Here is a 22,161-nt window from a genome sequence, read left to right as displayed (position 1 = left end):
CCGACTATTCACTACTCCCCTATTCTACCCCATGCCGGTGACATGGCGCAGCCAGAAGGCCAGAGCGATGAAGCCGATGATGGTGGTGACGCCGGTCCAGTCGATATTGGCGTTCTTCACATCCTTGACGAGCCTGACCAGGAGAAGAAAGGCCACCACGACAAGCGGAAGAATGATGACGAATCTGATCATGCGACACCCTCGCTAAGGCGATTGCACCTCCATCATATGTAGGAAACGAATTGGCGGTTTTCAGCATGCCTGCCCTGCCGCCTCGACAGGGGCCATTAGCAACCAAGAATGGAGTTTTGACTTTACTGGCGCACGAAATATGCTACCGGAGCGCCGTGCCCTTGTAGCTCAGCTGGTAGAGCAGCGGTTTTGTAAACCGAAGGTCGGCGGTTCGATTCCGTCCGGGGGCACCAGTTCGCAGCCAGAACGTCAATCTTTTGTTTTCGATGCGCCGGCATTCCTGAGATACGAGATGATCCATGTCACGTTGTGGAGACGTCTACGAGAACAAGGTGACCGGCGAATTTGCCGTGATCCTGCGTGGCACCGAAGACCGCAGCCAGGGGCCAGGCATCGTTCATTTGACCGCTCGACCCGGAGCCGCGGTCGTGGGCGAGCACTTCCATCCGAACATGATTGAACTGTTTACCGTCGTCAGCGGCCGGCTCGATGCCTCCATCGCGGGGAAGATATTTTCCCTGGAGCCCAGCCAATCGGCAACGGTCGAGGCAGGCGTGGTGCACGATTGGTGGAACAGCAGCAGGACCGACGAGGCACACGTCCTGATCGAAATCGAACGGGCACAAGGCGCGGACCATATTGATCCGAACCGCTTCGAGCTGCTGATCGGCATGCTCTTCGGCCTCGCCAATGCCGGTCGGGTGGACAAGAAAGGAAAACCTTTCCTGCTTCAGGCGGCAGTCATCGCCAGGGAATTTGCCGACGTGATCGTCTTCACGCAGCCTCCACCCGCGGTTCAGCGGGTGGCGCTCGCAATCCTGGCGCCACTCGCCAGTCTGCTCGGATATCGGGCGATCGACCCTGATTTCTGCAGACCCCACGCACATGTCACCCCGGCCCCCGAAATCCTCGCTTTGGTGGCGGAGCGCTGACAGACATGTCGGAATTCACGACCCTGAAGGGAGGGCCTTCCGATGCGCTCGGCAGCCCTGCGGCTTCGATCGATCCGACAAGTGCTGTTCCCACTGATCCGTATTGAGCGCGCCGCCCGTCTTCATCGCGGCCTGCTGCGAGACGATCTAAAAGGGTAACGAGCGTATGACAGAGATTGCGACAGTCGCGGCAGCAATGACGAGCAAGATCGCGGCTATCCGGCCGTTTTCTTCGAAACGATCGCTATTTGGGTAGACCCTTTTGGGCTTGGGTTGTGGTCGAAGTATTCCCATGGCGCGCCCTCCCGTATTCGAAGAGCATCTTGATCATATTTTACCGCTCCGAAAACGCCGCTCTCAGTCACAGTTCCTAAGCAAAAAGCCGTAGTGCGGCCCGGCAGGGACGTGCGAGCGCTGTTCGGCGCCATCGTTCTTCGATCGAGCCGGGAAGCTTGTTGCGCCATTAGTTAGCGAAGACTAATATGCTGACCTCTTCGAGGTCGAGAGGGCCGCCATGTCGGGTCGACCTGCTTTAGCGCCAGCTATAATCGTGCCAGCTACGATGCCGATCCCTATTTGCCTTGGCGTCCCTGCAGGGCTCTGGGTAGAAGCATTCCAAACCGATCAGGATGTCCGCCAGTATCGGCGGGGCTATGCCCTTGGGGGCTTGGTGTGCGCCGTTTTGCTGATCATCGAGCTTCTGGTAATTCACCTGCTGCTCTGAGTTAGCAGTGCTGCTTTCCAGGCGGAGCATTGCTGCCCCGTATATTAGCGAAAGCTTTAGTTTCTTCCCAGGTGAGAGCATGCTTTGGCCACTTGACGCCGGTCATGGTCGACGTGATTCACACCTCAATCGCCGCCACCAGTATCCGGTTCTGCCTGCGAATCGCGGCCCGCAATTCCGGTATCTTCGCCTCGTCGCGCTTCACGAACTCAATGAACATCATGTTCATGTTGTTGAAGACCAGTTCGCCGAGTGCCGGCCCGTCGATGTCGGCGCGCACCAGGCCGATCTCTTGCAGCCGGGCGATCAGCGCGCGGATCTGCTCGGTTAGTTCCCGGTCGAGCGCCGTGTAGGCCTGGTGGAACGGACTGTCGGGCAGCTGCGTCGAGATCGCCATCGCCTGCCGCCACATCTCCTTGCTCAGATAATGCAGCGAGTGCTCGATATAGATGCCGATCACCATCCGATATTTTGTATTTTGTTAAATTTTGTGATTTGCGCGATACCGGCAACGGGGCTTTGGTGGGTGCAGGCCTTTCTGGCTTCAGGCATTTGAGCGGAGACGGCGGGGGTGTGAAAGGTGGCCAAGCATGGCCCTTACAAGCACCATTGTCTTGAGCGGCGACTATGGCTACAGCAGCTACAAACCATCCAGTCTGGCCGCCGACACCATTATCGATGCCACTAACGCCTCGTGGATCGTCGCCAATCAGGGAAGTCCCACCAACCGCTATCCCTTCTCGATCACCGGCCCCGGCGACAACCTCCTAGTTTCGGGCGGCACGATCAACGGCACGGTTTCCCAAACCGGCGACTGGGAGAGCATTTACATCAACTCCGCCGCAGTCCGTGTAAATTCAGCCTACAGCTTTGTCATCGACGACTGGACGATCACCAAGCCCTGGGATGGCATCCGTGTCGGCGGCACTGGCACCTTCCTCATCGACGATTGCTATGTCGGCTACTCCCGAGACGACGCGGTCGAGGACGACGACGTCATCGGCGGCACCATCCGGGATTCCCTGTTCGACAACGTGTTTTCCGGAGTGAGCCTCGGTGACGGTGACGTGGATGGGTCTGACAACACGGTCATCATGGAGGGCATGCTTCTGGGCATGAAAGAGTACCTTCGCAAAGGCGAGATGACCCACGGCTCGCCGTTCAAACTCGACAAGGGCACAGGCTCTGACGATGTCGTGCCCAGTCTGCACTTTATCGATTGTGTGGTGGCGATCACCGACGTCAACCACAACGGCATGGAGCGGCTGCAGCGGGCCTGGGACAAGACGGTTGAGTCGCACGGCAATTACTACCTCAACCTCTCTGACACGCCGCTGCCGTCCGATTACCCAATGCCGCCCGCCGGCTGGACGGTCTTAGAAGGCCAGGCAGCCCGCGATTACTGGGCCAACGCCAAGGCAGCCTGGCATGCAGCCCATGACGGGACCGACCCGCCACCATCACCTCCGTCACCTCCGACACCGCCGAGCGACCCGGCCAAGGGGACCACCGAGAACGACACTTTTGTCGGCACTGGCGCGGCCGACAGCTATGATGCCCTGGCTGGCGACGACACACTGTGGGGCGGGGGTGGCAACGACGTGCTGACCGGTGGCGCCGGCGACGACACCTTCGTGTTTAACACGGCCTATGGCTCCGGCAATGTCGACACACTCACCGACTTCCACGCGGCTGATGACGCGCTTTATCTCGACAATGCCGTCTTCACCAAGCTCGGCCCCGGTTCCCTATCCAGCCCGACGCAGGTGAACTCGTCGTATTTCGAGTTGCGCGAACACGCCACCAGCAGCAACGATTACCTGCTCTACAACCAGACCACGGGCATTCTGTACTATGACCCCGATGGCTCGCAATCGACCGACCAGGTGCAAATCGCCCAGCTAGTGGCCGGGGCGGCCCTGAGCTATCACGACGTGTTCATCATATGATCGCTCATGCGATCGCACATGGCACTACGAAGCGCGAGCGCGTCGCACGACGACGCGTTGCTTGGTGGCCCGAATTCCCGTTCCGCCCGAACAGGTCGCTCTGGCGGTCTGTACCCGATGTGGAATTCGTCCACTATGGCCGATCCGGTGCCATGTCTCTTCGGCAAGATGGCGCGGAACCTCATGGCGGTCTTCAACAATTCCTGTGGCAACCAGTTCGCTGAAGACGTCATAGATTTCTCCTGTCTGCTCCTGACTCCTCACACACGACAATCGCCGCAACCAGTATCCGGTTCTGCCTTCGAATCGCCGCGCGCAGCTCCGGTATCCTCGCCTCGTCGCGCTTCACGAACTCGATGAACATCATGTTCATGTTGTTGAAGATCAGCTCGCCCAGCGCCGCCCCGTCGATATCCTGCCGCACCAGGCCGATCGCCTGCAGGCGAGCGATCAGCGCGCGGATCTGCTCGGTCAGCGCCCGGTCGAGCCCGGTATAGGCCTGGCCGAACGGGCTGTCGGGCAATTGCGTCGAGATCGCCATCGCCTGTCGCCACATCTCCTTGCTGAGATAGTGCAGCGAGTGCTCGATATAGATGCCGAGCAGCGTGTCCAGCGCGTCGCCGACGTTGGCCGGCGGGTTGGCGACGACGCCACGTCCGGCATTGAGCACCTCGTTGACCTCCAGCGAGACGATGGCGCCGAGGATATCGCCCTTGTTCTGGTAGTAGTTGTAGATCGTTCCGATCGACACTTCGGCCTGCGCGGCGATGGTCTCGATCTTGGCGCCCTCATAGCCGGTCTCTCGGAAAAGTGCCGCCGCCGCCTCGATGATGCGGCGGTGCCTGTCCGCCTTTTGCCTTGCCCGCAATCCGCTCATAAAAGCCTCTTGCCATGAAAACAGAATTGACTCAATTTTAGAATTGGTTCAATTTTTTGCAAGAAGCCACAAAGGCAAGGGAGAACACTCGATGTCCGCACACACCACGAATCCGCTTTCCATCGTGAACCGCCATCTACGCGCCGCTTGTGCCGCCACGGCACTGCTGCTGACGACGGGCGGTCTCGCTGAGGCCGCCGATCTCAACGCCCTGATCTGGTGCGACCATGCCGACCCGGCGCTGCTGCAACCTTTCGAGGAGGCCAATGGCGTCAAGGTCAACGTCAAGGAATTCGAGGGCACCGGCGCCGGTCTCGCCATCGTAGAACAGTCGCAGCCCGGCGACTGGGACGTGATGGTGATCGACTCGATCGACGTGCCGCGCGGCGTCGAAAAGGGTCTGTTCGAGCCGCTGCCGGAAGACAAGCTACCGCTGGGCGACCTGTTCCCGCAGGTGAAGATGGACGGCTCGACCGTCGTCGGCGGCAAGCGCTACGGCATCACGGAAAAGTTCGGCTACAACACGATCGGCTTCAACAAGACCAAGGTCGATCCGGCCGACATGCAGTCGCTGGCCGCGCTCACCAGCGACAAATACAAAGGCAAGATCGCCATCTACGACTACTATTTGCCGGTCATCGGCATGGCCGCCTTGGCAATCGGCAAGAAGACGGCCGAACTCACCGAGGCTGACCTTCCCGCCATCAAGGCCGAGCTTCTCAAGATGAAAGCCAATGCCAAGCTGGTCGGCGAAGTCACCGCCAGCCAGACAGCTTTGGCCACCGGCGAGGTCGACATATTGGTCGGCGGCGGCGAATGGGTGACGGCGGGCCTCGCCAAGGAAAACCCGGCGCTGGACTTCTCGATCCCCAAGGAAGGCGCGGTGCTGTGGTCGCAGTCGCTCGCCATGTTCAAGGATTCCAAGAACAAGGACATGGCGCTGAAATTCATCCAGTACATTATGAGCCCGGAAGGCCAGGCGCGGCTTGCCACCTCCGCCTGCTATTGGGGCATGCCTTCGAATGCCAAGGCAGCACTGACCGACGACCAGAAGAAGGTCCTGCGCTTTGACGAGCAGCCGGACTTCCTCGCCCGCGCCCAGGCCTATCCGGCGCCGAATGCCGATCTCGACAAGAAGATGCAGGACGTCTGGACCGAAATGCTGCAGGCGCAGTGAGCGGCTGCCGGCGATGAGCACTGTCACCAACAGCGGGCGTGCCCTGCCCCGGGCGGGCCACGCCCTGCCCTGGGCGCTGGTCACGCCGGCGCTCGGTTGGACGTTGCTGTTCTTCGTGCTGCCTTTCATCGCCATGGGGTTTTCCAGCCTCACGGCGCATGAAGGCGGCGGCTTCACTTTTGCCAACTACAGCCAGTTCTTCACCGATCCGTCCTACTGGCGCGCGATGGTGAACTCGCTGCAGGTGACGGCCATCGTCACCGTCGTCTCGGTGCTGCTCGCCTACCCCTTTGCCTGGATCCTCGCCGAACAGGTGCCCGAGCGCTGGCAGCGGCTGGCGCTGATGCTGGCCGTGCTGCCGTTCTGGACCTCCTATGTCGTGCGTTCCTACTCCTGGTTGCTGGTGCTGGCGCAGAATGGCGTCATCAACCGGACGCTGACCGGGCTCGGCCTGGTCGGCGAGCCGCTGCAGCTCGCCAACACGCGTTTCGCCACCGTCACCGGCTTCGTGCATTTCTTCGTCATGCTGTTGACGCTGACCATCTTCGCCAATCTGAAGCAGCTTAGCCCGAGCTACCGCAAGGCCGCCGCCGATCTCGGCGCCGGACCGGTGCGAACCTTCCTGCATGTCGTGCTGCCGTTGACCCTGCCCGGCATCATGGTCGGCGCCTTTCTCACCTTCGTGCTCTGCATCGGCGACTACATCACGCCGCAGATTCTTGGCGGCAACAACGAGCTTCTGATGCCGCAGCTGGTGATGATGCAGATCGGCCGGCGCGGCGACTTCCCGCTGGCGTCGGCGCTGTCGATCATCCTGATGGCGGTCGTCACAGTCGCCTACCTCGCCTGCGCCCGCTGGCTGAAGATCGAGCGGGCCTGAGATGCGCCGGATTGTCCGAATCGCCGCCTGGCTCTATGCCCTCGCCGTCTACGGCTTCATCTTTCTGCCGGTCATCGTGCTGGTGCTGTTTTCGCTGCAGGCGACGTCGTTTCCGATACCACCCTTCACCGGCCCGTCGCTGCGCTGGTACGACGCGGTGCTCTCCGACACCCGGCTGACCTCGGCGCTGGTCAATTCGCTGATCGTCGCCATCCTCTCCTCAGCTGCCGCCGTTACGCTCGGCTTCCTCTCCGCCTGGGGTTTTGCGCGGTTCACCCTGCCTTCCTCGGCGCTGCTGCGCGGACTGATCACGCTGCCGCTCACCGTCAGCTATCTCATCATCGGCATGGGGCTTCTGGTGCTGTTCAACTGGGCCGGCTTGCCGAAATCGCTGCTTGCCGCCGGCATCGGCCATGTCGTGATCAACCTGCCGCTCTGCTTTGCGATCATCTACAGCCAGATGGGCGACCATCAGATCAACATCGAACGCGCCGCGCGCGACCTCGGCGCGCCGGAATGGAAGGTGCTGCTTTTGATCACCGTGCCGGTGATGGCGCCGGCGATCTTCGCCAGCTTTTTCCTGTCGATGACCTTCTCCTGGGACGAATTCGTCATCTCCTTCCTGCTGACCCGCTTCGACACCACGCTGCCGGTGGAAATCTGGAACCTGCTGCGCTCAGGTCTCAACCCAAAGACCAACGCCGTGGGCTCCCTGGTCTTTGCCGTGTCCATCGTCCTGGTGGTGCTTTTTGAACTGACATTGCTGCGGAGAAAGCCGGCATGAGCGCGCCCCTGGTCGACATCAGCAATGTCTCGCATCGCTTTGGCCAGCACCCGGTGCTGAAGGACGTTTCGCTGAAAATCGAGCCCGGCAGCTACACCATCCTGCTCGGGCCCTCCGGCTCCGGCAAGACGACGCTGCTCTCCATCCTCGGCGGTTTCGTCACGCCGAGCGAAGGCAAGGTGTTCATCCGCGGCGAGGACTGTACCGCCGTGCCGCCGGCGAAACGCCCGACGACGACCGTGTTCCAGGACTATGCTCTGTTTCCACATATGAGCGTCGGCGCCAATGTCAGCTTTGGCCTGCGCATGCAGGGCGTTGATGGCCCGACACGGGCGGCAAAGGCGCTAGAGGCGCTGGCGCTGGTTGGGCTTGCGTCCGCCTTCGACAAGAAGCCGCATCAGCTCTCCGGCGGCCAGCGGCAGCGCGTTGCGCTGGCGCGTGCGCTGGTGATCGAGCCGGCGGTGCTTCTGCTCGACGAGCCGCTCGGCGCGCTCGACCTGAAACTGCGCCGGCAGATGCAGGACGAGTTGAAGGCGATCCAGAAGCGCGTCGGCACTGCCTTCATCCATGTCACCCACGACCAGGAAGAAGCGATGGCGCTGGCCGACCATTGCGTGGTGATGAATGACGGTCGCATCGAGGACGAAGGTCCGCCCGAGCGTGTCTATGCGCGGCCGGCGACGCGCTTTTCAGCCACCTTCATGGGCGAAAGCACAATCCTCTCCGGAACCGTGACGGAGGCGAAGAACGGGACAGTTACGGTCGCAACACCAGCAGGCCCGGTTTCGCTGCCCGGCACGCCGCCGGCCGGCGCGAAAGTCGCCCTCGCCATCCGGCCGGAGCATTTGGTCCTCGGCGAGGCTGGGGGCGATATTGCGCTCGGCACGGCGACGGTCAGCGACGTCGTCTTCCAAGGCAGCTTCAAACGCGTGTTGGCCGCCTCAACGCAGGATCCTGCGCTCCAGTTCATCGTCAAGGCTCCCGCCGCGGCGGCTGTCCAGCCGGGCGACACGATCGCCGTTTCATGCAACGCTGGCGACATCATCCTGCTGACGGACTGAGTATGGGCACGCTTCCGGTCATCGACGCTCCGGACTGGTACGAAACCATCCGCATGGGCGACGGCGTGACGCTGATCCACGAGCCGTGGATAAAGCCGTTCTTCCGCTGCAACATCTGGCATGTGCGCGGCCGCGACCGCGACCTGCTGTTCGACACCGGCCTCGGGCATTTCAGCCTGCGCTCCCACGTGCCGCTGGTGACGGAGCGAAAGCTCACTTGCGTCGCCAGCCACACGCATTTCGACCATATCGGCTGCCATCACGAATTCCCCGACCGCTGCGTGCATCGGGCCGAAGCAAAGATCCTCGCAGATCCGCGCAACGAATGGACGGTGGCCGACCGCTACGCCACCGACGAGATGTTCGATGGCATGCCGCAAGGCTGGGAGACGGCGCGCTACAAAATCCTGCCGGCGCCGGCCGACCGCCTACTGGAGAACGGCGATGTTGTCGATCTCGGCGACCGCGCCTTCGAGGTCATCCACACGCCCGGCCATTCGCCCGGCGGCATCGCGCTCTACGAAAACAGGACGGGCATCCTGTTATCCGGCGACATCATCTATGATGGCCCGCTGATCGACGATGTCTACCACTCGGTCGTTGATGACTATGTGGCGACGCTGCTCAACATGCGCGACCTCGACGTCTCGGTCGTGCATGGCGGCCATTTCCCGAGCTTCGGCAAAGTCCGCTACCGACAGCTGATCGAAGAGTATCTCGCGCAAAAGCGCCAGGCCGGCTGCCACCTGCTGCAGCCCAGATAGGCGGCCGCAACCCGATCTGTCACGCCAGATCGAAATGGCGCGGAAACGCCTGATGCAGCAGCATCAGCATGGTCTTGCGCAGCACATCGGATTGGCCCGCCGGCGGGTTGAGGTGATCCCAGAACCATGCGCCATGGACGAGATAGTTGAGGCTTTCAGCCAGCGTGTCCGGGTCGACCTCGGTGTAGCCGCCGCTGCGCTTGATTTCGATCAGCAGATCGCGCGCCTCGGCATTATAGCTGAGATCGCTGGGCAGGCCGATCTCGTTGTAGATCTGCATGCTCTTGCGGTCGCTGGAGAACACTACAAAGACCGAAACCCATTTCGGATGCTGCCGAGCAAACCGCTGCGCGCACTCGACCGCGCCCATCAACCGCTCGACCGGCGACAGGCCGGGCGCCCGTACCAGCGTCGCCCAAAGCTCGTCGTACCGATCGCTGAGATACTGCAGGACGGCGCGAAACAGGTTCTCCTTGCTGCGAAAATGGAACACCACCAGCGCGTTGGAGGAGCCGACATGCTCGGCGATGCGCTGCATGGTGACGCTGGCCAGACCTTCCTCGGCGATGAGGTCGATGGTGGCATCGATGATGCGCTGAACGCTCGCCTCGCCGCGTTCGCGCCGGCGGTCTTTCGGAGCGGCATCGTTCGCCGACCCCCTGCCCTCAGCCATCGCAACCCTGCGTTTCTCCGCTGCCGCGGTTGCCTTGCGTTCTGCCATTCTCATCCGGCCTTTTCGACCTTGCGGCCCGCGTCAGATGTCAAAGCGACGGGCGTGTCCCGGCACTCTCATACCATTGTCCCTGCGCCGTTTCATAGGCGAGAGCCGCCCGGAACACATCGGCGTCGCAATAGGTGCGGCCGACAATCTGGATGCCCGTCGGCACGCCATTCGCCGCCCTGCCCGATGGCATGGAGAGCACCGGACAACGGCTCATCATGTTGAACGGCGTCGTCATCACCCAGCCAAGCGACGGGTTCACCGGCTTGCCGTTGATCTCGACGCTGTCCCTGGTGTGGTCGAACTCCGCTGGCACCGCGGCAAGAGCGTTTGTCGGGCAGATCAGCACATCGTACTTTTCCAGCAGCGGGCCCAATGTCTGGTACATCCTGGCCGCGACCTCCAGGGTTCCAACATAGTCCGTCGCCTTCGACTTGCGCCCATCCTCGGCAAACTTCCGCGCATAGCTGGTCATGTCTTCGCCGTGCTCTTTAAGCAACTGCGACAGCGAGGCGCCGAAGAGATGCTCGAGATAGGCAATGCCGGCCTTGAGCACCTCGTCACCCCAGCCCAGGTCGACTTCTTCGACCGTGGCGCCGAGCGACCGGAACACATCGCATGCGGCAAGCGTGTTCCTGTGCACATCGGCATCCACCTCGAAAGAACCGAGGTCCATCGAGAAACCGATCTTCCAGCCCTTGATCGGCTTGTAGTCGAGCGGCAGCCGCAGCTTCGGGCGCAGCGTCGCGATGTCGAGCGGGCTTGGCCCCGCCATGACGTTCTGCAGCAGGATCGCATCTTTGACGTTCCGCGCCAGCGGTCCGGTATGGCAGTAGAAATCAAGATTGAACGGCGGCTCGTCCGGATTGCGCCCATAGGGCGGCTTGAAGCCGACGAGACCGCAGGCCGACGCCGGAATGCGGATCGATCCGGCAATGTCCGAACCGGTGGCGATCGAGGATGTGCCCGCGGCCAGCGTCGCCGCTGCCCCGCCGGACGAACCGCCCGGCGTGAAATCCGGATTCCACGGATTGCGCGTGACGCCCCATCGTCTCGACCAGGTAACGCCGGCGCAGCTGAACTCGGGCGTCGCCGTGCGGGCATGCACGATGCCGCCTGCCTTGATGACGCGCTCGTTCATCGTTGATGTATGCTCGCCGACGGCGTCTTTCGTCAGCAGCGAGCCATGCGATGTCGGCCTGCCCTTGATGTAGCTTTCATCCTTGATGCCGATGGGCAGGCCTTCGAGCGCGCCGGTCCTGGCGCCCCTGGCGTATTTGGCCTCGGCTTTTCTAGCCAGATCCATGGCCTCGTCGAAATGCGTGAAGGTAAAACAGTTGATCGCTGCCTTGGTCGCCTCGGCGCGTTCGATGGTCGCCTGCATCAGTTCGACGGGCGAAAGCGTCTTCGCTTTGAACTGCCGCAGCGCCTCGCTGGCCGGCATGTAGCAAAGGTCGAGATCGGTCATGGAAGTCTCCTGCGATCCTCGGATCGCCTTTGGGCTTGATGGTCGAGAAATGGCCGCGCCGCGTGTCGCGGCGCGGGGAAACTGGGGTCAGCTATTTCTGCAGATCGGTCCAGATTTTCGTGTAGAGCGCCTGCACATCCGGCGAGCAGGTCGGCATGAACTTGCCCTTGGCGGCGAATTCCGCCGGAACATCCACCTCCGGCGCGCCCTTCATGTCGGCCGGCATAAAGGCTTCCGACCCCTTGATGCCGTTGGCGTAGCGGGCGAAGGCCGAAATCAAGGCGGCGTTCTCAGGATCCATGATGAAGTTCTGGAACAGTTTTGCGTTCTCGACATTCTTGGCGTCCTTGAGGACCGCGACATTGTCCATCCAGATTGGATAGCCTTCCTTCGGATAGCCGTAGACGATCTTGTCGTTCTGTAGCCGCTGGCGCAGCGAAATGCCGTTCCAGTTGACGCCGGCCGCGATGTCGCCCTTGCCCAGCCCGTCGACCGCGCCGTAGTCGAACGAGAGCCATTTCGCCTTCGCCTCGACCAGTTTGTCGCGCACCTTCTTCAGCACCTGCTTGTCGTCGGTGCAGTACTCGCCTCCTTCATAGGAAATGGCGAGGTACATGATGTCGCCCATTTCGGGCACGACGTTGATCTTGCCGACCAGCTCGGCCGGCGGATCGAGGAAGATGGCGGACGTGTTCACGTCGCCGGAATAGACGGATTTGTTCACCGACATGCCGGTTGTACCCCACTGCCACGGCACGGTGTATTTGCGGCCCGGGTCGAACGGGACGTCGACCCACTTCGGATCGACGTTCTTGAAATTCTCCATTGTTTTGGGATCGGTCTCCAGCAACAGCCCTTCGCTGATCCAGATCGGAACGACGCTGGCAGAAGGCACGACAATGTCGAAGCCGGCGCCGCCCTGGCGGATCTTGGCAAGTGCTGTGTCGTTGGAATCGAAATCGGTGACGGTGACCTTGACCTTGTAGGTCGCCTCGAATTTCTTGATCAGGTCGGGGCTGGTGTAGTTGCCCCAATTGTAGATGTTGAGCTCGCCGTCGGCGCGGGCCGCGCTGGTGACAGTCAGCAGCGACAGCCCGACGGCCGTCGCGGTCAGTTTCCAGTTCATGCTTCTTGCTCCCATTGTTGGGACCGGCGGCAATGCGGGCCTCAGGTCCGTTTCCTGCTAACGAAAAAGAAAGCCGTGACGATGCCGATCGACAGCGCCAGGAAGGCCGTCGAGATCGCGTTGATCTCGGGTGTAACGCCGCGGCGGATCTGGCCGAGCATGAAGGTCGGCAGCGTGTCCTGGCCGCCCGATTTGACGAACTCGGTGATGACCACGTCGTCCAGCGAGACGACGAAGGCGAGCATCAGCCCTGCCAGAATGCCCGGCCAAAGCAGCGGCAAGGTCACGTGCCGGAAGGTCTTCCATTTCGTCGCATAGAGATCGGCGGCCGCCGTCTCGAGCGACAGATCCATGCTTTCGAGCCGCGCCCGGATCGGCAGATAGGCGAACGGCACGCAGAGGGCGGTGTGGGCCAAGATCAGGTAGCCGAGGCCCGAATAGCCGGTCCAGATCTTGATGCGTGAGAACACGATCAGCAGCGCCACCGCGGTGACGATCTCCGGCACCATCAGCGGCTGGTTGATGAAGGCGTATTTGAACGTCAGTCCCCGGTATGGCTTGGTCCGGGTCGTCGCCAGCGCCGCCATCGTTGCCGAGATCGTCGCCAGAATTGCGGCGACAGCGGCGATCTGGAACGAGCGGATCGAGGATTCGATCACCAGCGAATTGTTCCAGGCGGCATGGAACCAGCGCAGCGAAAAGCCCTTCCAGATCGCGAGCGACTCGTTGTCGTTGAAGGCGTAGACCACCAGCGTGGCGATCGGCAGATAGAGTAGGAAGAAACACATCATCGCCATGGAGGCGAAGCCTGTCTGCCGCCGGACGTCGAAGCGGTCAGCCATGACTGCCATCCGATCTGGTTGTGTTGCGGACGTAGAAGCAGCGCGACCATCACGATCGCCATCAGCGCGATCGACAGCGCCGCGCCGAGCGGCCAGTTCCGCCCCTGGCCGAATTGCAGCTCGATCAGATTGCCGATCATCAGATTGGTGCCGCCGCCCAAGACACGCGGCGTTACATAGGCGCCGAGCGAAGGAATGAAGACGAGGATCGAGCCGGCGACGATGCCCGGCGTGACCAGCGGGATGATAATGCGCCGCAGCACCTGCAGTCGCGTCGCATAGAGGTCGTAGCCCGCCTCGACCAGGCGGAAGTCGATCTTCTCCATGCTGGCATAGAGCGGCAGCACCATCAGCGGCAGGAACACATAGACCATGCCGGCGAGTACGGCGAAGTTGGTGTACATGAGCTGGACGGGGTGATCGGTGATGCCAAGCGCTTGCAGCACCCAATTGACGATGCCGTCATTGCGCAGCACCTCCTGCATGGCGAAGGTGCGGATCAGAAGGTTCGTCCAGAACGGGATGGTGATCAGGAACAGCCAGATATCGCGGCGGTGTTCGGGCCGCGTCGCGATGAAATAGGCTGTCGGAAAGCCGAAGATCAGGGTCAGGATCGTGGTCATCGCCGATAGCGACACCGAGCGCCAGAAGATCGACAAATGCGCGCTGGCAAGCGACAACGTGTCGTCGAAAACGTCACGCTCGAGCAGCACGCTTACCCAGGCGTCGGTCGAGAACTGCCACTTCACATCGCCGTAATTGCCGGGCGTGAGGAAGGAATAGACGACCGCGGTCAGCAGCGGCCCAAGCGCCGCGAGGAAGACGATCAGCAGCGCCGGGGCTGAAAGCAGCCAGCGCGATCGGATATCGTCGCGCTCGGCCTTGTTGGCGATCTCTTTCGCGCTCGCCATCGGCCCTAATCCTTCAACAGCTGCGCGGCTTCATCGCCGATCGAAATGCCGACCTTGTCGCCGGCTTCAAAGCCGCAACTGGCGCAGCGCGAATTCTGCTGACGCACGATGAAAGCCTCGCCGCCGTCCAGCCGGACATGGATATGCGTGTCGGTGCCGAAATAGACGACGGTCTCGATCGTGCCGGCCAGATCGCCGGTGCTCTTGACCAGCCTGGCATGCTCGGGCCGCACCATCAGCGTCGCCGTGCTGCCCGGCTGAAAGTCTTTGGCAGCGGTTGCGCAGATCCTCGCGCCCGAACTCAAGACGATCCGCGCATGGCCGTTCCCTGCACTCTCGATCGTGCCGGTCAAAAAATTCGTCTCGCCGATGAAGTCGGCGACGAAACGCTCGGCCGGGCGGTCGTAGACATCCCATGGCGTGCCGACCTGCAGGATGTTGCCCGACGACATCACGGCGATGCGGTCAGACATTGTCAGCGCTTCTTCCTGGTCATGGGTGACGAAGATGAAGGTGATGCCGGTCTCGTGCTGCAGCCGCTTCAACTCGATCTGCATTTCCTTGCGCAGCTTGTAGTCGAGCGCCGAGAGCGGCTCGTCGAGCAGCAGCACTTTGGGCTGCGGTGCGAGTGCCCGCGCCAGCGCCACGCGCTGCTGCTGGCCACCTGAGATCTGGCTGGTGCGGCGATTCCTCTGCTCCTGCATGTGGACGAGCTTGAGCATCGCATCGACACGGGCAGCGATCTCGGCCTTCGGCTTGCTGAGCATCTTGAGGCCGAAGCCGATGTTCTCGGCGACCGTCATGTGCGGGAACAAAGCGTAGGACTGGAACATGGTGTTGACCGGCCGCTTGAATGGCGGCAGCGGCGCGATGTCCCGGCCATGCAGCAGGATCTCGCCATCGGTCGGATAGTCGAAGCCGGCGATCAGCCGCAGAAGCGTGGTCTTTCCGCAGCCGGACGGGCCAAGCAAGGTGAAGAATTCATTCTCGCGGATCGAGACCGAGACGTTGTCGAGCGCTTTGACCGCGTCCTGGCCGGCTCCCTGAAAAATCCTGCTGACGCCCTTCGCCTCAACGGCGGGCCGGATGGCTGTCAAGATGTTCCCCTTTTTTGGTGGCCATTCACCGGCGACCCAGCTGACCAACTCAATTCTCGCCATCAGGGATAACTATGACTAAACATACAGTCAATATCTTTTTGAGCGAGAGTCTGTCAGGCGACCGTTGACGATGCGGATCAGTGGGCGAGCAACCATTGGCGCGCCTTGTAAGCACGCTTCCCCGAAAGGCGCTTGTGAGGCCGGGCTTTGGTGCTAGACGCTATGTCTGGATCTCGGCCGGTCAAAGCCCTGTCGCGGCCGCTTCGGAAATGAGAACAGGCGATGGCACGAAAAATTCTGAAGAGAACCGTCGATGCGATCAATGCAAGCAGCTTCGTCGGCAAGGCGAAATCCATTCGCGACAAATTATCCTATCGAATATACCAGGCCAAGGGAGCGAGCCGTGGGCGGGAATTCTCGCGCCATTTGCAAAAATCCGGATTGTCCAGGGTTTGCTTTACCATCGCCTTCAACACGCCTTGGGTCATCGATGCCTTGACCAGGGCATGGCAGATCCATTCGCCGGGATTGTCGCTCGTGGTCGTCGACAATTCGTCCAGCGATGCGGCGAGAAAATCGATTGAACGCATCTGCTCGGCAAGAGGCGTACCTTACCTCGGCTTGCCCAACCGTCGTGAGCGCCATTGGTCGCGCTCGCATGGGACGGCTCTGACCTGGGTGTTTGACAACATCGTCAGGCACCTTCGGCCGGAATTCTTTGGATACATCGATCACGATTGCTTCCCGGTCGCACCCTTCGATATTCCCGCGCGGATGGAAGGAAAGGTCGTTTATGGTCTCAAGCTGCCTGCCAACGAGAACTTTCGTTACAAGCCAACTGTAGACGATCCCAAATGGCATCTTTGGGGAGGGTTTTGCTTCTTCCGCTTCGCGGCCATCGAGGGACTGGATCTGGATTTCGGGCCGCGCATGGAGCTCGGCCTGGACACCGGCGGCGGCAACTGGCTGCAGCTCTATTCGCGTCTGGCGGAAGCAGACATTTCAGCCGCAGTCGAAGAACCCGCTGCTGTCGTGCTGGCTGGCGAACGCAGTGAGCATCATCAGATGTTTGACGCCGCTTTCTTTCATGTCGGAGGCTCCTCCTACGCCGACCAAAAAACCCGTCATCACCGCACCGCGCAGCATCGCGAACTGTTGCGCGACTATGTTTGGGAAACCTACCTCGGCGGCGCCCAGAACCGGATTGCCAGCGATTCCTGATCCGGTATCGACTGCCACGGATGAACGGCGCCTCTGGATTTTCGAGACCTGCAACATTACAGACGCAAAAATGCAAGAGTTCCCATCCGACAAGGTCTTTGTCCGCGTATGCCACGTCAAACAAGGCTACGAGGACCGGGAGCGTCATATCCTGAAAGAGTTTGGCCGGCGCGGCGTGCCAGTCCATTTCTTTCTCGATTGGGACATCGCGGATATCACGAAGGAAACCAGGGCATCCTTTGTTGGATCGGACAAATTGCGGCCGTCCGAAGTCTCGCTTGCCCTGAAGCAGGTCGGCATATGGCGGGAGTTTCTCGAAACGGACAAGCCGTTTTGCCTGGTGTTCGAGGACGATGTGTTCCTTGACGCCGACTTCGTCGGCAAACTGGGCGAGTGCATTGCCGAGTTCGGCAGTCCGGACCGGAAGGCTGTCGTCTATCTCGGCAGCGGCAGCAATTATTATGTGCCTCGATGGAAATTGCGGAAGGGCCAGAGACTCTATCCGGGGCTCCATGCGCGCTGCGCCGATTCATACCTGATCACGCGCCCGGTCGCCAAAGCCAGGCTCGATTGGTTGGCCGAGCACAGACTGTCAAAGCCGATCGACCATCAGATTGAACATATCGATGAGAAGCTGGGCATAGAAATGCTCTGGTTCGAGCGGCCGATTGTTGAACAGGGAAGCCAGAACGGCGCATTCCAAAGCTCAGTCGCGGGCTCGGCTCGTCACTTGTGGCTGAAACGGATCAGCTGGAGTTGGAAAAAAGCCAGCCGGCGCTTCTTCGGTCACAACGCGCGCGGCGAGAGCAATTCCAGGATAAGTGCGTAGCGGTTTCCGTTTGTTTTTGGGAGATTCCCTTTGTCGAAACTATCCAACTGGTTGCGCGAGCATCGCATCCTCGGAGCAAGGCATCCGTTGGCAGCGAACGTAACTGTTGGTCACCACACCTATGGGATAACGAAGCACACGGTCTCCATGCAGTCCACAGAGGCACCCTTGAATGTTGGCTCCTTTTGCTCGATCGCCGGCCAGGTCATCATCATGTGCTCCGGCAATCATTCGATGGACTGCGCGACATCGTTTCCGGTCCACATGCAGCTGCTGAAAAAGCCCTCGCCGGTCGACAATGGCGGAAGGCGGGCCGGCGTGAACATTGGCAACGACGTCTGGGTCGGTTTCAGAGCGACGATATTGCCCGGCGTAAGCATCGGCCATGGTGTCGTCGTCGGCGCCGGCGCAGTGGTCACCAGGGATGTGCCACCCTATGCAGTTGTCGCTGGGAACCCGGCGAGAATTATCCGATTCCGCTTCGCCGACGAGATTATCTCAAAATTGCTCGCAATCCGCTGGTGGGATTGGGATGACAGCAAGATCAAACAAGAGGCCGATGCGCTAACCGGCCCGATAGAAATCTTTGTTGCCAAGCATTTTCGGACTGCGCCTTGATAACAACCCTCCTGTTTCTTGACCACTTGGCGAGCTTTGGCCAAGAGCCTCTCGGGCTTGTGGTAACTGAAAGCAGCCAGTATGTGCGGCTCCGGCGGGGTATCAGACATGTTTGGTTTTAGAAAAAAGCGGCCCGAGCTTGCTCCCATGGAACAGGCTTTGTTGCGCACTCCGGCGAGACATAAGCTCGAGTCGATAATTTTAAGCTCGGACGACGAGGCTTGGCAGCCAACGCGACGCCTGGTTGATCTAGCCATTAGGGCGGCCAGTCGCGCTGCCGATATTTCTTTTCCCGATCTGGACAGCAGAAAAGCCAAGGAGCGGCGCTGGTACTGCACCTGGCCAGGAGAACCTACCGGCTTCTCGCCGCGTTGGTGGCAGACCTGGAAGCTTTGAATGTTATCGAGATTGGAACCTGGACGGGCATGGGAACGCTGTCGATCGCCTCGGCGCTTCCACCAGGCGGCAGGGTTGTTACTTTCGACATCGTGCCATGGAATAGCCTTAAGCGATCCTGGTTTCGCCAGGCTGATTTCGCAGATGGGCGCATAGTTCAGCATCTGGCTGACGTTACAACGCCCGAGGGAATGGAGCCCTATCGAAGCCTTTTTGCAGAGGCCGATTTCATTTTTATAGATGCCCCGAAAGACGGCGTCACCGAACAGAATTTCATCGACACTTTGGGTGCTCTAACCTTGCCCAAGAACCCGATCGTCATGTTCGACGACACCCGCGTCCTGAACATGATCCACATATGGCGCCAGTTGAAGCGCCCGAAGCTGGACATAACGTCGTTTGGGCACTGGAGCGGGACCGGTCTGGTGGACTGGAATGGCAAAGCGGGCACCAAGAAAAGTCCTGCCGGCGAATAAGGCGCGGGCGCAGCGTCTTTCGTCACAATGCTTCCTGCAGCGTGCCCTGCGCCGCCCGCCGCCTATCCGGCGTCAATGATCACCGCGTTGGCGAACCTACAGCGCCTTCTGCGGACAGGGCATGCCGGCGGCATCGCCGCAGCGCGAGGCAGTGGGCTGAGGCCGGATGCTCATTTCTTCGGACTGGCGCACCAGTTCGGAAAAGACGAGCGCAAAGCTTCCCAGCATCAGGAAGACGATGATCATTCGGGTAACCGGCAATAGACAGGTCTCGACTGCTGGCCCCACGCCGCCCATCCACTGCCGGCTAACATGATCGATCCGGCTTTACGAGAGCTTAAGTTCCGTCTTAACCATCACATTCCCTTGTTCCGCGACACGAAGCGCGAGCGGTCATGTCCACGGTGCCGCATCGAGGCCCGGCCTCCCTTTGCAGATGCGGGTGGCCCATGCTACCCCGGCACAGGCGCGGCCCGGCAGACCGGTCGCGGCCAATCGGTCGTCGCCAATCGGTCTTCATCGGGGAACCATGAGCAAAGCCGCCAGCCGTCTCGCCTTCGTTTCCTCCGACACGGCCGACGCCAAGGCGGCGCTGGAAAACCTGTCGGCGCGCTATGGCCAGACTTCGGTCGAAGACGCCGAGATTGTCGTCGCGCTCGGCGGCGACGGCTTCCTGCTGCAGACCCTGCGCGACACGATGAGCACGGGAAAGAAGGTCTACGGCATGAACCGTGGCACCATCGGCTTCCTGATGAACGAATACCGCGCCGGCGGCCTCGTCGAGCGCATCGCGGCGGCCGTCGCCGAGACGATCCGTCCGCTGGAGATGCTGGCGCTCACGCATGCGGGCGAAACGGTTTCGGCTCTCGCCATCAACGAGGTCGCGCTGTGGCGGCAATCCTACCAGACGGCTAAGATCCGCATCACTGTCGACGAACAAATTCGGCTGGAGGAATTGAACTGCGACGGCGTCATGATCGCGACGCCTGCCGGCTCGACCGCCTACAATCTATCCGCGCACGGACCGATCCTGCCGCTCGATGCGCCGCTGCTGGCGCTGACCCCGGTCAGCCCGTTCCGCCCGCGCCGCTGGCGTGGTGCGCTGCTCTCCAACAAGGCGACGGTTCGCTTCGACATTCTGGAGCCGGAAAAGCGGCCGGTGAACGCCGCCGCCGACCATACCGAGGTGAAGGCGGTGGCCTCGGTCACGGTGCGGGAATCGCCGACGGCGACAGCAACATTGCTGTTCGATCCCAATCATTCGTGGAACGAACGCATCCTGGCGGAACAATTCCGCTATTGAGCCGGCGCAACGACCGGACCTCGATTAAGCATCGCGATTAAGGTTACGTCTTCACAATCGTAGCATTCCGGCCCGTTTCTGTTGACAAATCGCGGGCTTGCGCCTAATCGCATTACCGATCTTGCAGGCGCGCAGCGCTTGCCGCGACGGATGCCGTTGCGCTTCCCCGAACCAGCCAAAGACATCAAGACTTGTCCTCAGACACACAGACCGCTCAAGAAGCGTTGACTTTTTCGGACCTCGGCCTGTCGCCGAAGGTCCTTTCCGCAGTCACCGATGCCGGCTACACGCTGCCGACTCCGATCCAGGCCGGCGCCATTCCGCACGCCTTGCTCGGCAAGGATATTTTGGGCATCGCCCAGACCGGCACCGGCAAGACGGCATCCTTCGTGTTGCCGATGCTGACCCGGCTTGAAAAAGGCCGCGCCCGCGCCCGCATGCCGCGCACGCTGATCCTCGAACCAACGCGCGAACTCGCCGCGCAGGTGGAGGAGAATTTCATCAGATACGGCAAGAACCATAAGCTCAACATCGCGCTCTTGATCGGCGGCGTCTCCTTCGACGAGCAGGACAAGAAGCTGGAGCGCGGCGCCGACGTGCTGATCGCGACGCCCGGACGCCTGCTCGACCACCGCGAGCGCGGCAAGCTCTTGCTCAACGGCGTCGAGATCCTCGTCATCGACGAGGCCGACCGCATGCTCGACATGGGCTTCATCCCCGACATCGAGCGCATCTGCGAGATGATCCCGTTCACTCGGCAGACGCTGTTCTTCTCGGCGACGATGCCGCCCGAGATCACCAAGCTCACCGAAAAATTCCTGCACGCACCGGTGCGCGTCGAGGTTTCCAAGGCCGCCTCCACCGCCACCAGCATCATCCAGCGCCTGGTCAAGTCAGGCTCAAAGCCCTGGGACAAGCGCGAGACGCTGCGCAATTTGATGAAGGCCGAAGATGCCGAGTTGAAGAACGCCATCATCTTCTGCAACCGCAAGGTCGAGGTGTCGGAACTGTTCCGCTCGCTGCTGAAGTATGATTTCGACGCCGGCGCCCTGCATGGCGATATGGACCAGCGCGCGCGCATGCAGATGCTGGCCAATTTCCGTGACGGCAAGCTGCGCTACCTCGTCGCTTCGGACGTCGCCGCGCGCGGCCTCGACATCCCCGATGTCAGCCATGTCTTCAACTACGACGTGCCGATCCATGCCGAGGACTATGTCCACCGTATCGGCCGCACCGGCCGCGCCGGGCGCTCGGGCAAATCCTTCACCATCGCCACCAAGTCGGACACCAAATACATCGACGCCATCGAGCGCCTGATCGGCAACAAGATCGAGTGGCATGACGGCGACCTGTCGACGGTCGTCGCCAGCGAGGGCGAGGACGAAGCACCGCGCCGTGGCCGTGGCGCCCCGCGCCGCGCCGGCCGCAAGGACGACGACCGCAAGGAAAAGGGCGAGCGCAGGCCGCGCGAACGTCACGCCAAGCCCAGCGAAGCAGCGCCGCCGGAAGCGGCGCACGATGAACAGCCAGTCGCGGCCGAGGCCACGGTTGCCGACATCGGCGAGCGCCGGGCGCGCAAGGAAGCGATCCGTTCGGAAAACACCGAGCGCAAGGCCGACCGCAACGAGCAGCGTACGCCGGAGCGTGGCGATTCGAGGCCGCAGCGCGACAACCGCCCTGCCCGCCACCGCCAGGAAGACAATGACGCCACCGTCGGCTTCGGCGACGACATGCCCGCCTTCATGCGGATCGTCGCCAAGGTCTGATCGTCCAGGTTCGATCCACAAACAAAAACGGCCCCTTGCGGGGC

22 protein-coding genes, 1 tRNA gene and 1 pseudogene are annotated in these 22,161 nt (G+C 61.3%); 14 read left to right on the top strand and 10 right to left on the bottom strand.

The genetic code is table 11. From position 1 onward, the window contains the following. Positions 1–24 precede the first annotated feature (24 nt). Positions 25–192, bottom strand: coding sequence for a hypothetical protein (locus tag ACFX5Q_RS15665; RefSeq protein ID WP_192177503.1), 168 nt, complete (start codon positions 190–192; stop codon positions 25–27). A 157-nt stretch (positions 193–349) separates the two neighbouring features. On the opposite strand from ACFX5Q_RS15665, the gene ACFX5Q_RS15660 reads away from it, so the two are divergent. Further along, a tRNA-Thr gene (locus ACFX5Q_RS15660) sits at positions 350–425 on the top strand. Between the two features lie 99 nt (positions 426–524). Then, the gene (locus ACFX5Q_RS15655) at positions 525–1,124 is read left to right on the top strand and encodes a cupin domain-containing protein (RefSeq protein WP_404279332.1); all 600 of its coding nucleotides are present in this window, start codon (positions 525–527) and stop codon (positions 1,122–1,124) included. 842 nt (positions 1,125–1,966) lie between these two features. Here the strand turns inward: ACFX5Q_RS15655 and ACFX5Q_RS15650 are convergent. Then, on the bottom strand, positions 1,967–2,311 hold the full coding sequence (locus ACFX5Q_RS15650; protein ID WP_404279330.1) for a hypothetical protein: 345 nt from the start codon (positions 2,309–2,311) through the stop codon (positions 1,967–1,969). 127 nt (positions 2,312–2,438) lie between these two features. Here ACFX5Q_RS15650 and ACFX5Q_RS15645 point away from each other — a divergent pair, with 127 nt between their 5' ends. Further along, positions 2,439–3,797, top strand: coding sequence for a hypothetical protein (locus ACFX5Q_RS15645; protein WP_404279328.1), 1,359 nt, complete (start codon positions 2,439–2,441; stop codon positions 3,795–3,797). Between the two features lie 229 nt (positions 3,798–4,026). Here the strand turns inward: ACFX5Q_RS15645 and ACFX5Q_RS15640 are convergent, their stop codons facing one another. Then, a complete protein-coding gene (locus ACFX5Q_RS15640; protein ID WP_404279326.1) occupies positions 4,027–4,674 on the bottom strand; it encodes a TetR/AcrR family transcriptional regulator in 648 nt (215 codons plus the stop codon). A 91-nt stretch (positions 4,675–4,765) separates the two neighbouring features. Between ACFX5Q_RS15640 and ACFX5Q_RS15635 the strand changes: the two genes are divergently transcribed. Genes ACFX5Q_RS15635 through ACFX5Q_RS15615 form a run of 5 tightly spaced genes read left to right on the top strand, consistent with a single transcriptional unit; the run spans position 4,766 to position 9,340 of the window. Beyond that, the gene (locus ACFX5Q_RS15635) at positions 4,766–5,851 is read left to right on the top strand and encodes a spermidine/putrescine ABC transporter substrate-binding protein (protein ID WP_404279324.1); all 1,086 of its coding nucleotides are present in this window, start codon (positions 4,766–4,768) and stop codon (positions 5,849–5,851) included. Positions 5,852–5,864: 13 nt separating this feature from the next. Next, a complete protein-coding gene (locus ACFX5Q_RS15630; RefSeq protein WP_404279322.1) occupies positions 5,865–6,731 on the top strand; it encodes an ABC transporter permease in 867 nt (288 codons plus the stop codon). A gap of 1 nt (position 6,732) precedes the next feature. Continuing rightward, positions 6,733–7,515 (top strand): ABC transporter permease, encoded by a 783-nt coding sequence (locus tag ACFX5Q_RS15625; RefSeq protein ID WP_404279320.1) that lies wholly within the window; start codon positions 6,733–6,735, stop codon positions 7,513–7,515. Then, on the top strand, positions 7,512–8,576 hold the full coding sequence (locus ACFX5Q_RS15620) for an ABC transporter ATP-binding protein (protein ID WP_404279318.1): 1,065 nt from the start codon (positions 7,512–7,514) through the stop codon (positions 8,574–8,576). Before ACFX5Q_RS15625 ends, ACFX5Q_RS15620 begins: the two co-directional genes overlap by 4 nt. A 2-nt stretch (positions 8,577–8,578) precedes the next feature. Beyond that, the gene (locus ACFX5Q_RS15615) at positions 8,579–9,340 is read left to right on the top strand and encodes an MBL fold metallo-hydrolase (RefSeq protein WP_404279316.1); all 762 of its coding nucleotides are present in this window, start codon (positions 8,579–8,581) and stop codon (positions 9,338–9,340) included. A 19-nt stretch (positions 9,341–9,359) separates the two neighbouring features. On the opposite strand, the gene ACFX5Q_RS15610 is transcribed toward ACFX5Q_RS15615, so the two are convergent. From ACFX5Q_RS15610 to ACFX5Q_RS15585, 6 genes and pseudogenes are all read right to left on the bottom strand, one after another. After that, entirely contained in the window at positions 9,360–10,061 is a 702-nt protein-coding gene (locus ACFX5Q_RS15610; RefSeq protein ID WP_404279314.1) for a TetR/AcrR family transcriptional regulator, read from the bottom strand. 40 nt (positions 10,062–10,101) lie between these two features. Beyond that, entirely contained in the window at positions 10,102–11,529 is a 1,428-nt protein-coding gene (locus ACFX5Q_RS15605; RefSeq protein ID WP_404279312.1) for an amidase, read from the bottom strand. 91 nt (positions 11,530–11,620) lie between these two features. Further along, positions 11,621–12,655 (bottom strand): extracellular solute-binding protein, encoded by a 1,035-nt coding sequence (locus ACFX5Q_RS15600; protein WP_404279310.1) that lies wholly within the window; start codon positions 12,653–12,655, stop codon positions 11,621–11,623. A gap of 41 nt (positions 12,656–12,696) precedes the next feature. Beyond that, positions 12,697–13,497, bottom strand: coding sequence for an ABC transporter permease (locus ACFX5Q_RS15595; protein WP_404279308.1), 801 nt, complete (start codon positions 13,495–13,497; stop codon positions 12,697–12,699). Then, a pseudogene (locus ACFX5Q_RS15590) lies at positions 13,490–14,408 on the bottom strand (ABC transporter permease). Before ACFX5Q_RS15590 ends, ACFX5Q_RS15595 begins: the two are co-directional and overlap by 8 nt. A 5-nt stretch (positions 14,409–14,413) precedes the next feature. Next, positions 14,414–15,505 carry an ABC transporter ATP-binding protein gene (locus ACFX5Q_RS15585; RefSeq protein ID WP_404279306.1) on the bottom strand — a complete coding sequence of 364 codons (1,092 nt, stop codon included), beginning with the start codon at positions 15,503–15,505 and terminating at the stop codon, positions 14,414–14,416. Positions 15,506–15,790: 285 nt separating this feature from the next. Here ACFX5Q_RS15585 and ACFX5Q_RS15580 point away from each other — a divergent pair, with 285 nt between their 5' ends. From ACFX5Q_RS15580 to ACFX5Q_RS15565, 4 genes are all read left to right on the top strand, one after another. After that, complete coding sequence (locus tag ACFX5Q_RS15580) at positions 15,791–16,729, top strand: hypothetical protein (RefSeq protein ID WP_404279304.1); 939 nt, start codon at positions 15,791–15,793, stop codon at positions 16,727–16,729. 70 nt (positions 16,730–16,799) lie between these two features. Next, positions 16,800–17,558 (top strand): glycosyltransferase family 25 protein, encoded by a 759-nt coding sequence (locus ACFX5Q_RS15575; RefSeq protein WP_404279302.1) that lies wholly within the window; start codon positions 16,800–16,802, stop codon positions 17,556–17,558. A gap of 30 nt (positions 17,559–17,588) precedes the next feature. Further along, positions 17,589–18,176, top strand: a complete 588-nt coding sequence (locus tag ACFX5Q_RS15570; RefSeq protein ID WP_404279300.1) for a CatB-related O-acetyltransferase — start codon at positions 17,589–17,591, stop codon at positions 18,174–18,176. 374 nt (positions 18,177–18,550) lie between these two features. Next, a complete protein-coding gene (locus ACFX5Q_RS15565) occupies positions 18,551–19,048 on the top strand; it encodes an O-methyltransferase (RefSeq protein WP_404279298.1) in 498 nt (165 codons plus the stop codon). Positions 19,049–19,144: 96 nt separating this feature from the next. Here the strand turns inward: ACFX5Q_RS15565 and ACFX5Q_RS15560 are convergent, their stop codons facing one another. Continuing rightward, entirely contained in the window at positions 19,145–19,294 is a 150-nt protein-coding gene (locus tag ACFX5Q_RS15560) for a hypothetical protein (RefSeq protein WP_244425881.1), read from the bottom strand. Positions 19,295–19,577: 283 nt separating this feature from the next. Here ACFX5Q_RS15560 and ACFX5Q_RS15555 point away from each other — a divergent pair, with 283 nt between their 5' ends. Beyond that, positions 19,578–20,351, top strand: coding sequence for an NAD kinase (locus ACFX5Q_RS15555; protein WP_404279295.1), 774 nt, complete (start codon positions 19,578–19,580; stop codon positions 20,349–20,351). Between the two features lie 191 nt (positions 20,352–20,542). Then, positions 20,543–22,117 carry a DEAD/DEAH box helicase gene (locus tag ACFX5Q_RS15550; RefSeq protein ID WP_404279293.1) on the top strand — a complete coding sequence of 525 codons (1,575 nt, stop codon included), beginning with the start codon at positions 20,543–20,545 and terminating at the stop codon, positions 22,115–22,117. Positions 22,118–22,161: the final 44 nt, after the last annotated feature.

It is taken from the genome of Mesorhizobium sp. IMUNJ 23033 (assembly GCF_044778005.1).
Lineage (GTDB): Bacteria > Pseudomonadota > Alphaproteobacteria > Rhizobiales > Rhizobiaceae > Mesorhizobium > Mesorhizobium amorphae_A.
The sequence above is the reverse complement of the archived record's forward strand: the minus strand, read 5'-3'. Positions and strand labels throughout refer to the sequence as shown.

What these genes read in the sequence shown, in the direction of transcription:
- ACFX5Q_RS15580 (WP_404279304.1), top strand. Translation starts at nt 15,791, where the DNA reads ATGGCACGAAAAATTCTGAAGAGAACCGTCGATGCGATCAATGCAAGC.
- ACFX5Q_RS15620 (WP_404279318.1), top strand. Translation starts at nt 7,512, where the DNA reads ATGAGCGCGCCCCTGGTCGACATCAGCAATGTCTCGCATCGCTTTGGC.
- ACFX5Q_RS15635 (WP_404279324.1), top strand. Translation starts at nt 4,766, where the DNA reads ATGTCCGCACACACCACGAATCCGCTTTCCATCGTGAACCGCCATCTA.
- ACFX5Q_RS15650 (WP_404279330.1), bottom strand. Translation starts at nt 2,311, where the DNA reads ATGGTGATCGGCATCTATATCGAGCACTCGCTGCATTATCTGAGCAAG.
- ACFX5Q_RS15560 (WP_244425881.1), bottom strand. Translation starts at nt 19,294, where the DNA reads ATGATCATCGTCTTCCTGATGCTGGGAAGCTTTGCGCTCGTCTTTTCC.
- ACFX5Q_RS15665 (WP_192177503.1), bottom strand. Translation starts at nt 192, where the DNA reads ATGATCAGATTCGTCATCATTCTTCCGCTTGTCGTGGTGGCCTTTCTT.
- ACFX5Q_RS15600 (WP_404279310.1), bottom strand. Translation starts at nt 12,655, where the DNA reads ATGAACTGGAAACTGACCGCGACGGCCGTCGGGCTGTCGCTGCTGACT.
- ACFX5Q_RS15605 (WP_404279312.1), bottom strand. Translation starts at nt 11,529, where the DNA reads ATGACCGATCTCGACCTTTGCTACATGCCGGCCAGCGAGGCGCTGCGG.
- ACFX5Q_RS15640 (WP_404279326.1), bottom strand. Translation starts at nt 4,674, where the DNA reads ATGAGCGGATTGCGGGCAAGGCAAAAGGCGGACAGGCACCGCCGCATC.
- ACFX5Q_RS15630 (WP_404279322.1), top strand. Translation starts at nt 5,865, where the DNA reads ATGAGCACTGTCACCAACAGCGGGCGTGCCCTGCCCCGGGCGGGCCAC.
- ACFX5Q_RS15595 (WP_404279308.1), bottom strand. Translation starts at nt 13,497, where the DNA reads ATGGCTGACCGCTTCGACGTCCGGCGGCAGACAGGCTTCGCCTCCATG.
- ACFX5Q_RS15610 (WP_404279314.1), bottom strand. Translation starts at nt 10,061, where the DNA reads ATGGCAGAACGCAAGGCAACCGCGGCAGCGGAGAAACGCAGGGTTGCG.
- ACFX5Q_RS15575 (WP_404279302.1), top strand. Translation starts at nt 16,800, where the DNA reads ATGCAAGAGTTCCCATCCGACAAGGTCTTTGTCCGCGTATGCCACGTC.
- ACFX5Q_RS15555 (WP_404279295.1), top strand. Translation starts at nt 19,578, where the DNA reads ATGAGCAAAGCCGCCAGCCGTCTCGCCTTCGTTTCCTCCGACACGGCC.
- ACFX5Q_RS15615 (WP_404279316.1), top strand. Translation starts at nt 8,579, where the DNA reads ATGGGCACGCTTCCGGTCATCGACGCTCCGGACTGGTACGAAACCATC.
- ACFX5Q_RS15625 (WP_404279320.1), top strand. Translation starts at nt 6,733, where the DNA reads ATGCGCCGGATTGTCCGAATCGCCGCCTGGCTCTATGCCCTCGCCGTC.
- ACFX5Q_RS15645 (WP_404279328.1), top strand. Translation starts at nt 2,439, where the DNA reads ATGGCCCTTACAAGCACCATTGTCTTGAGCGGCGACTATGGCTACAGC.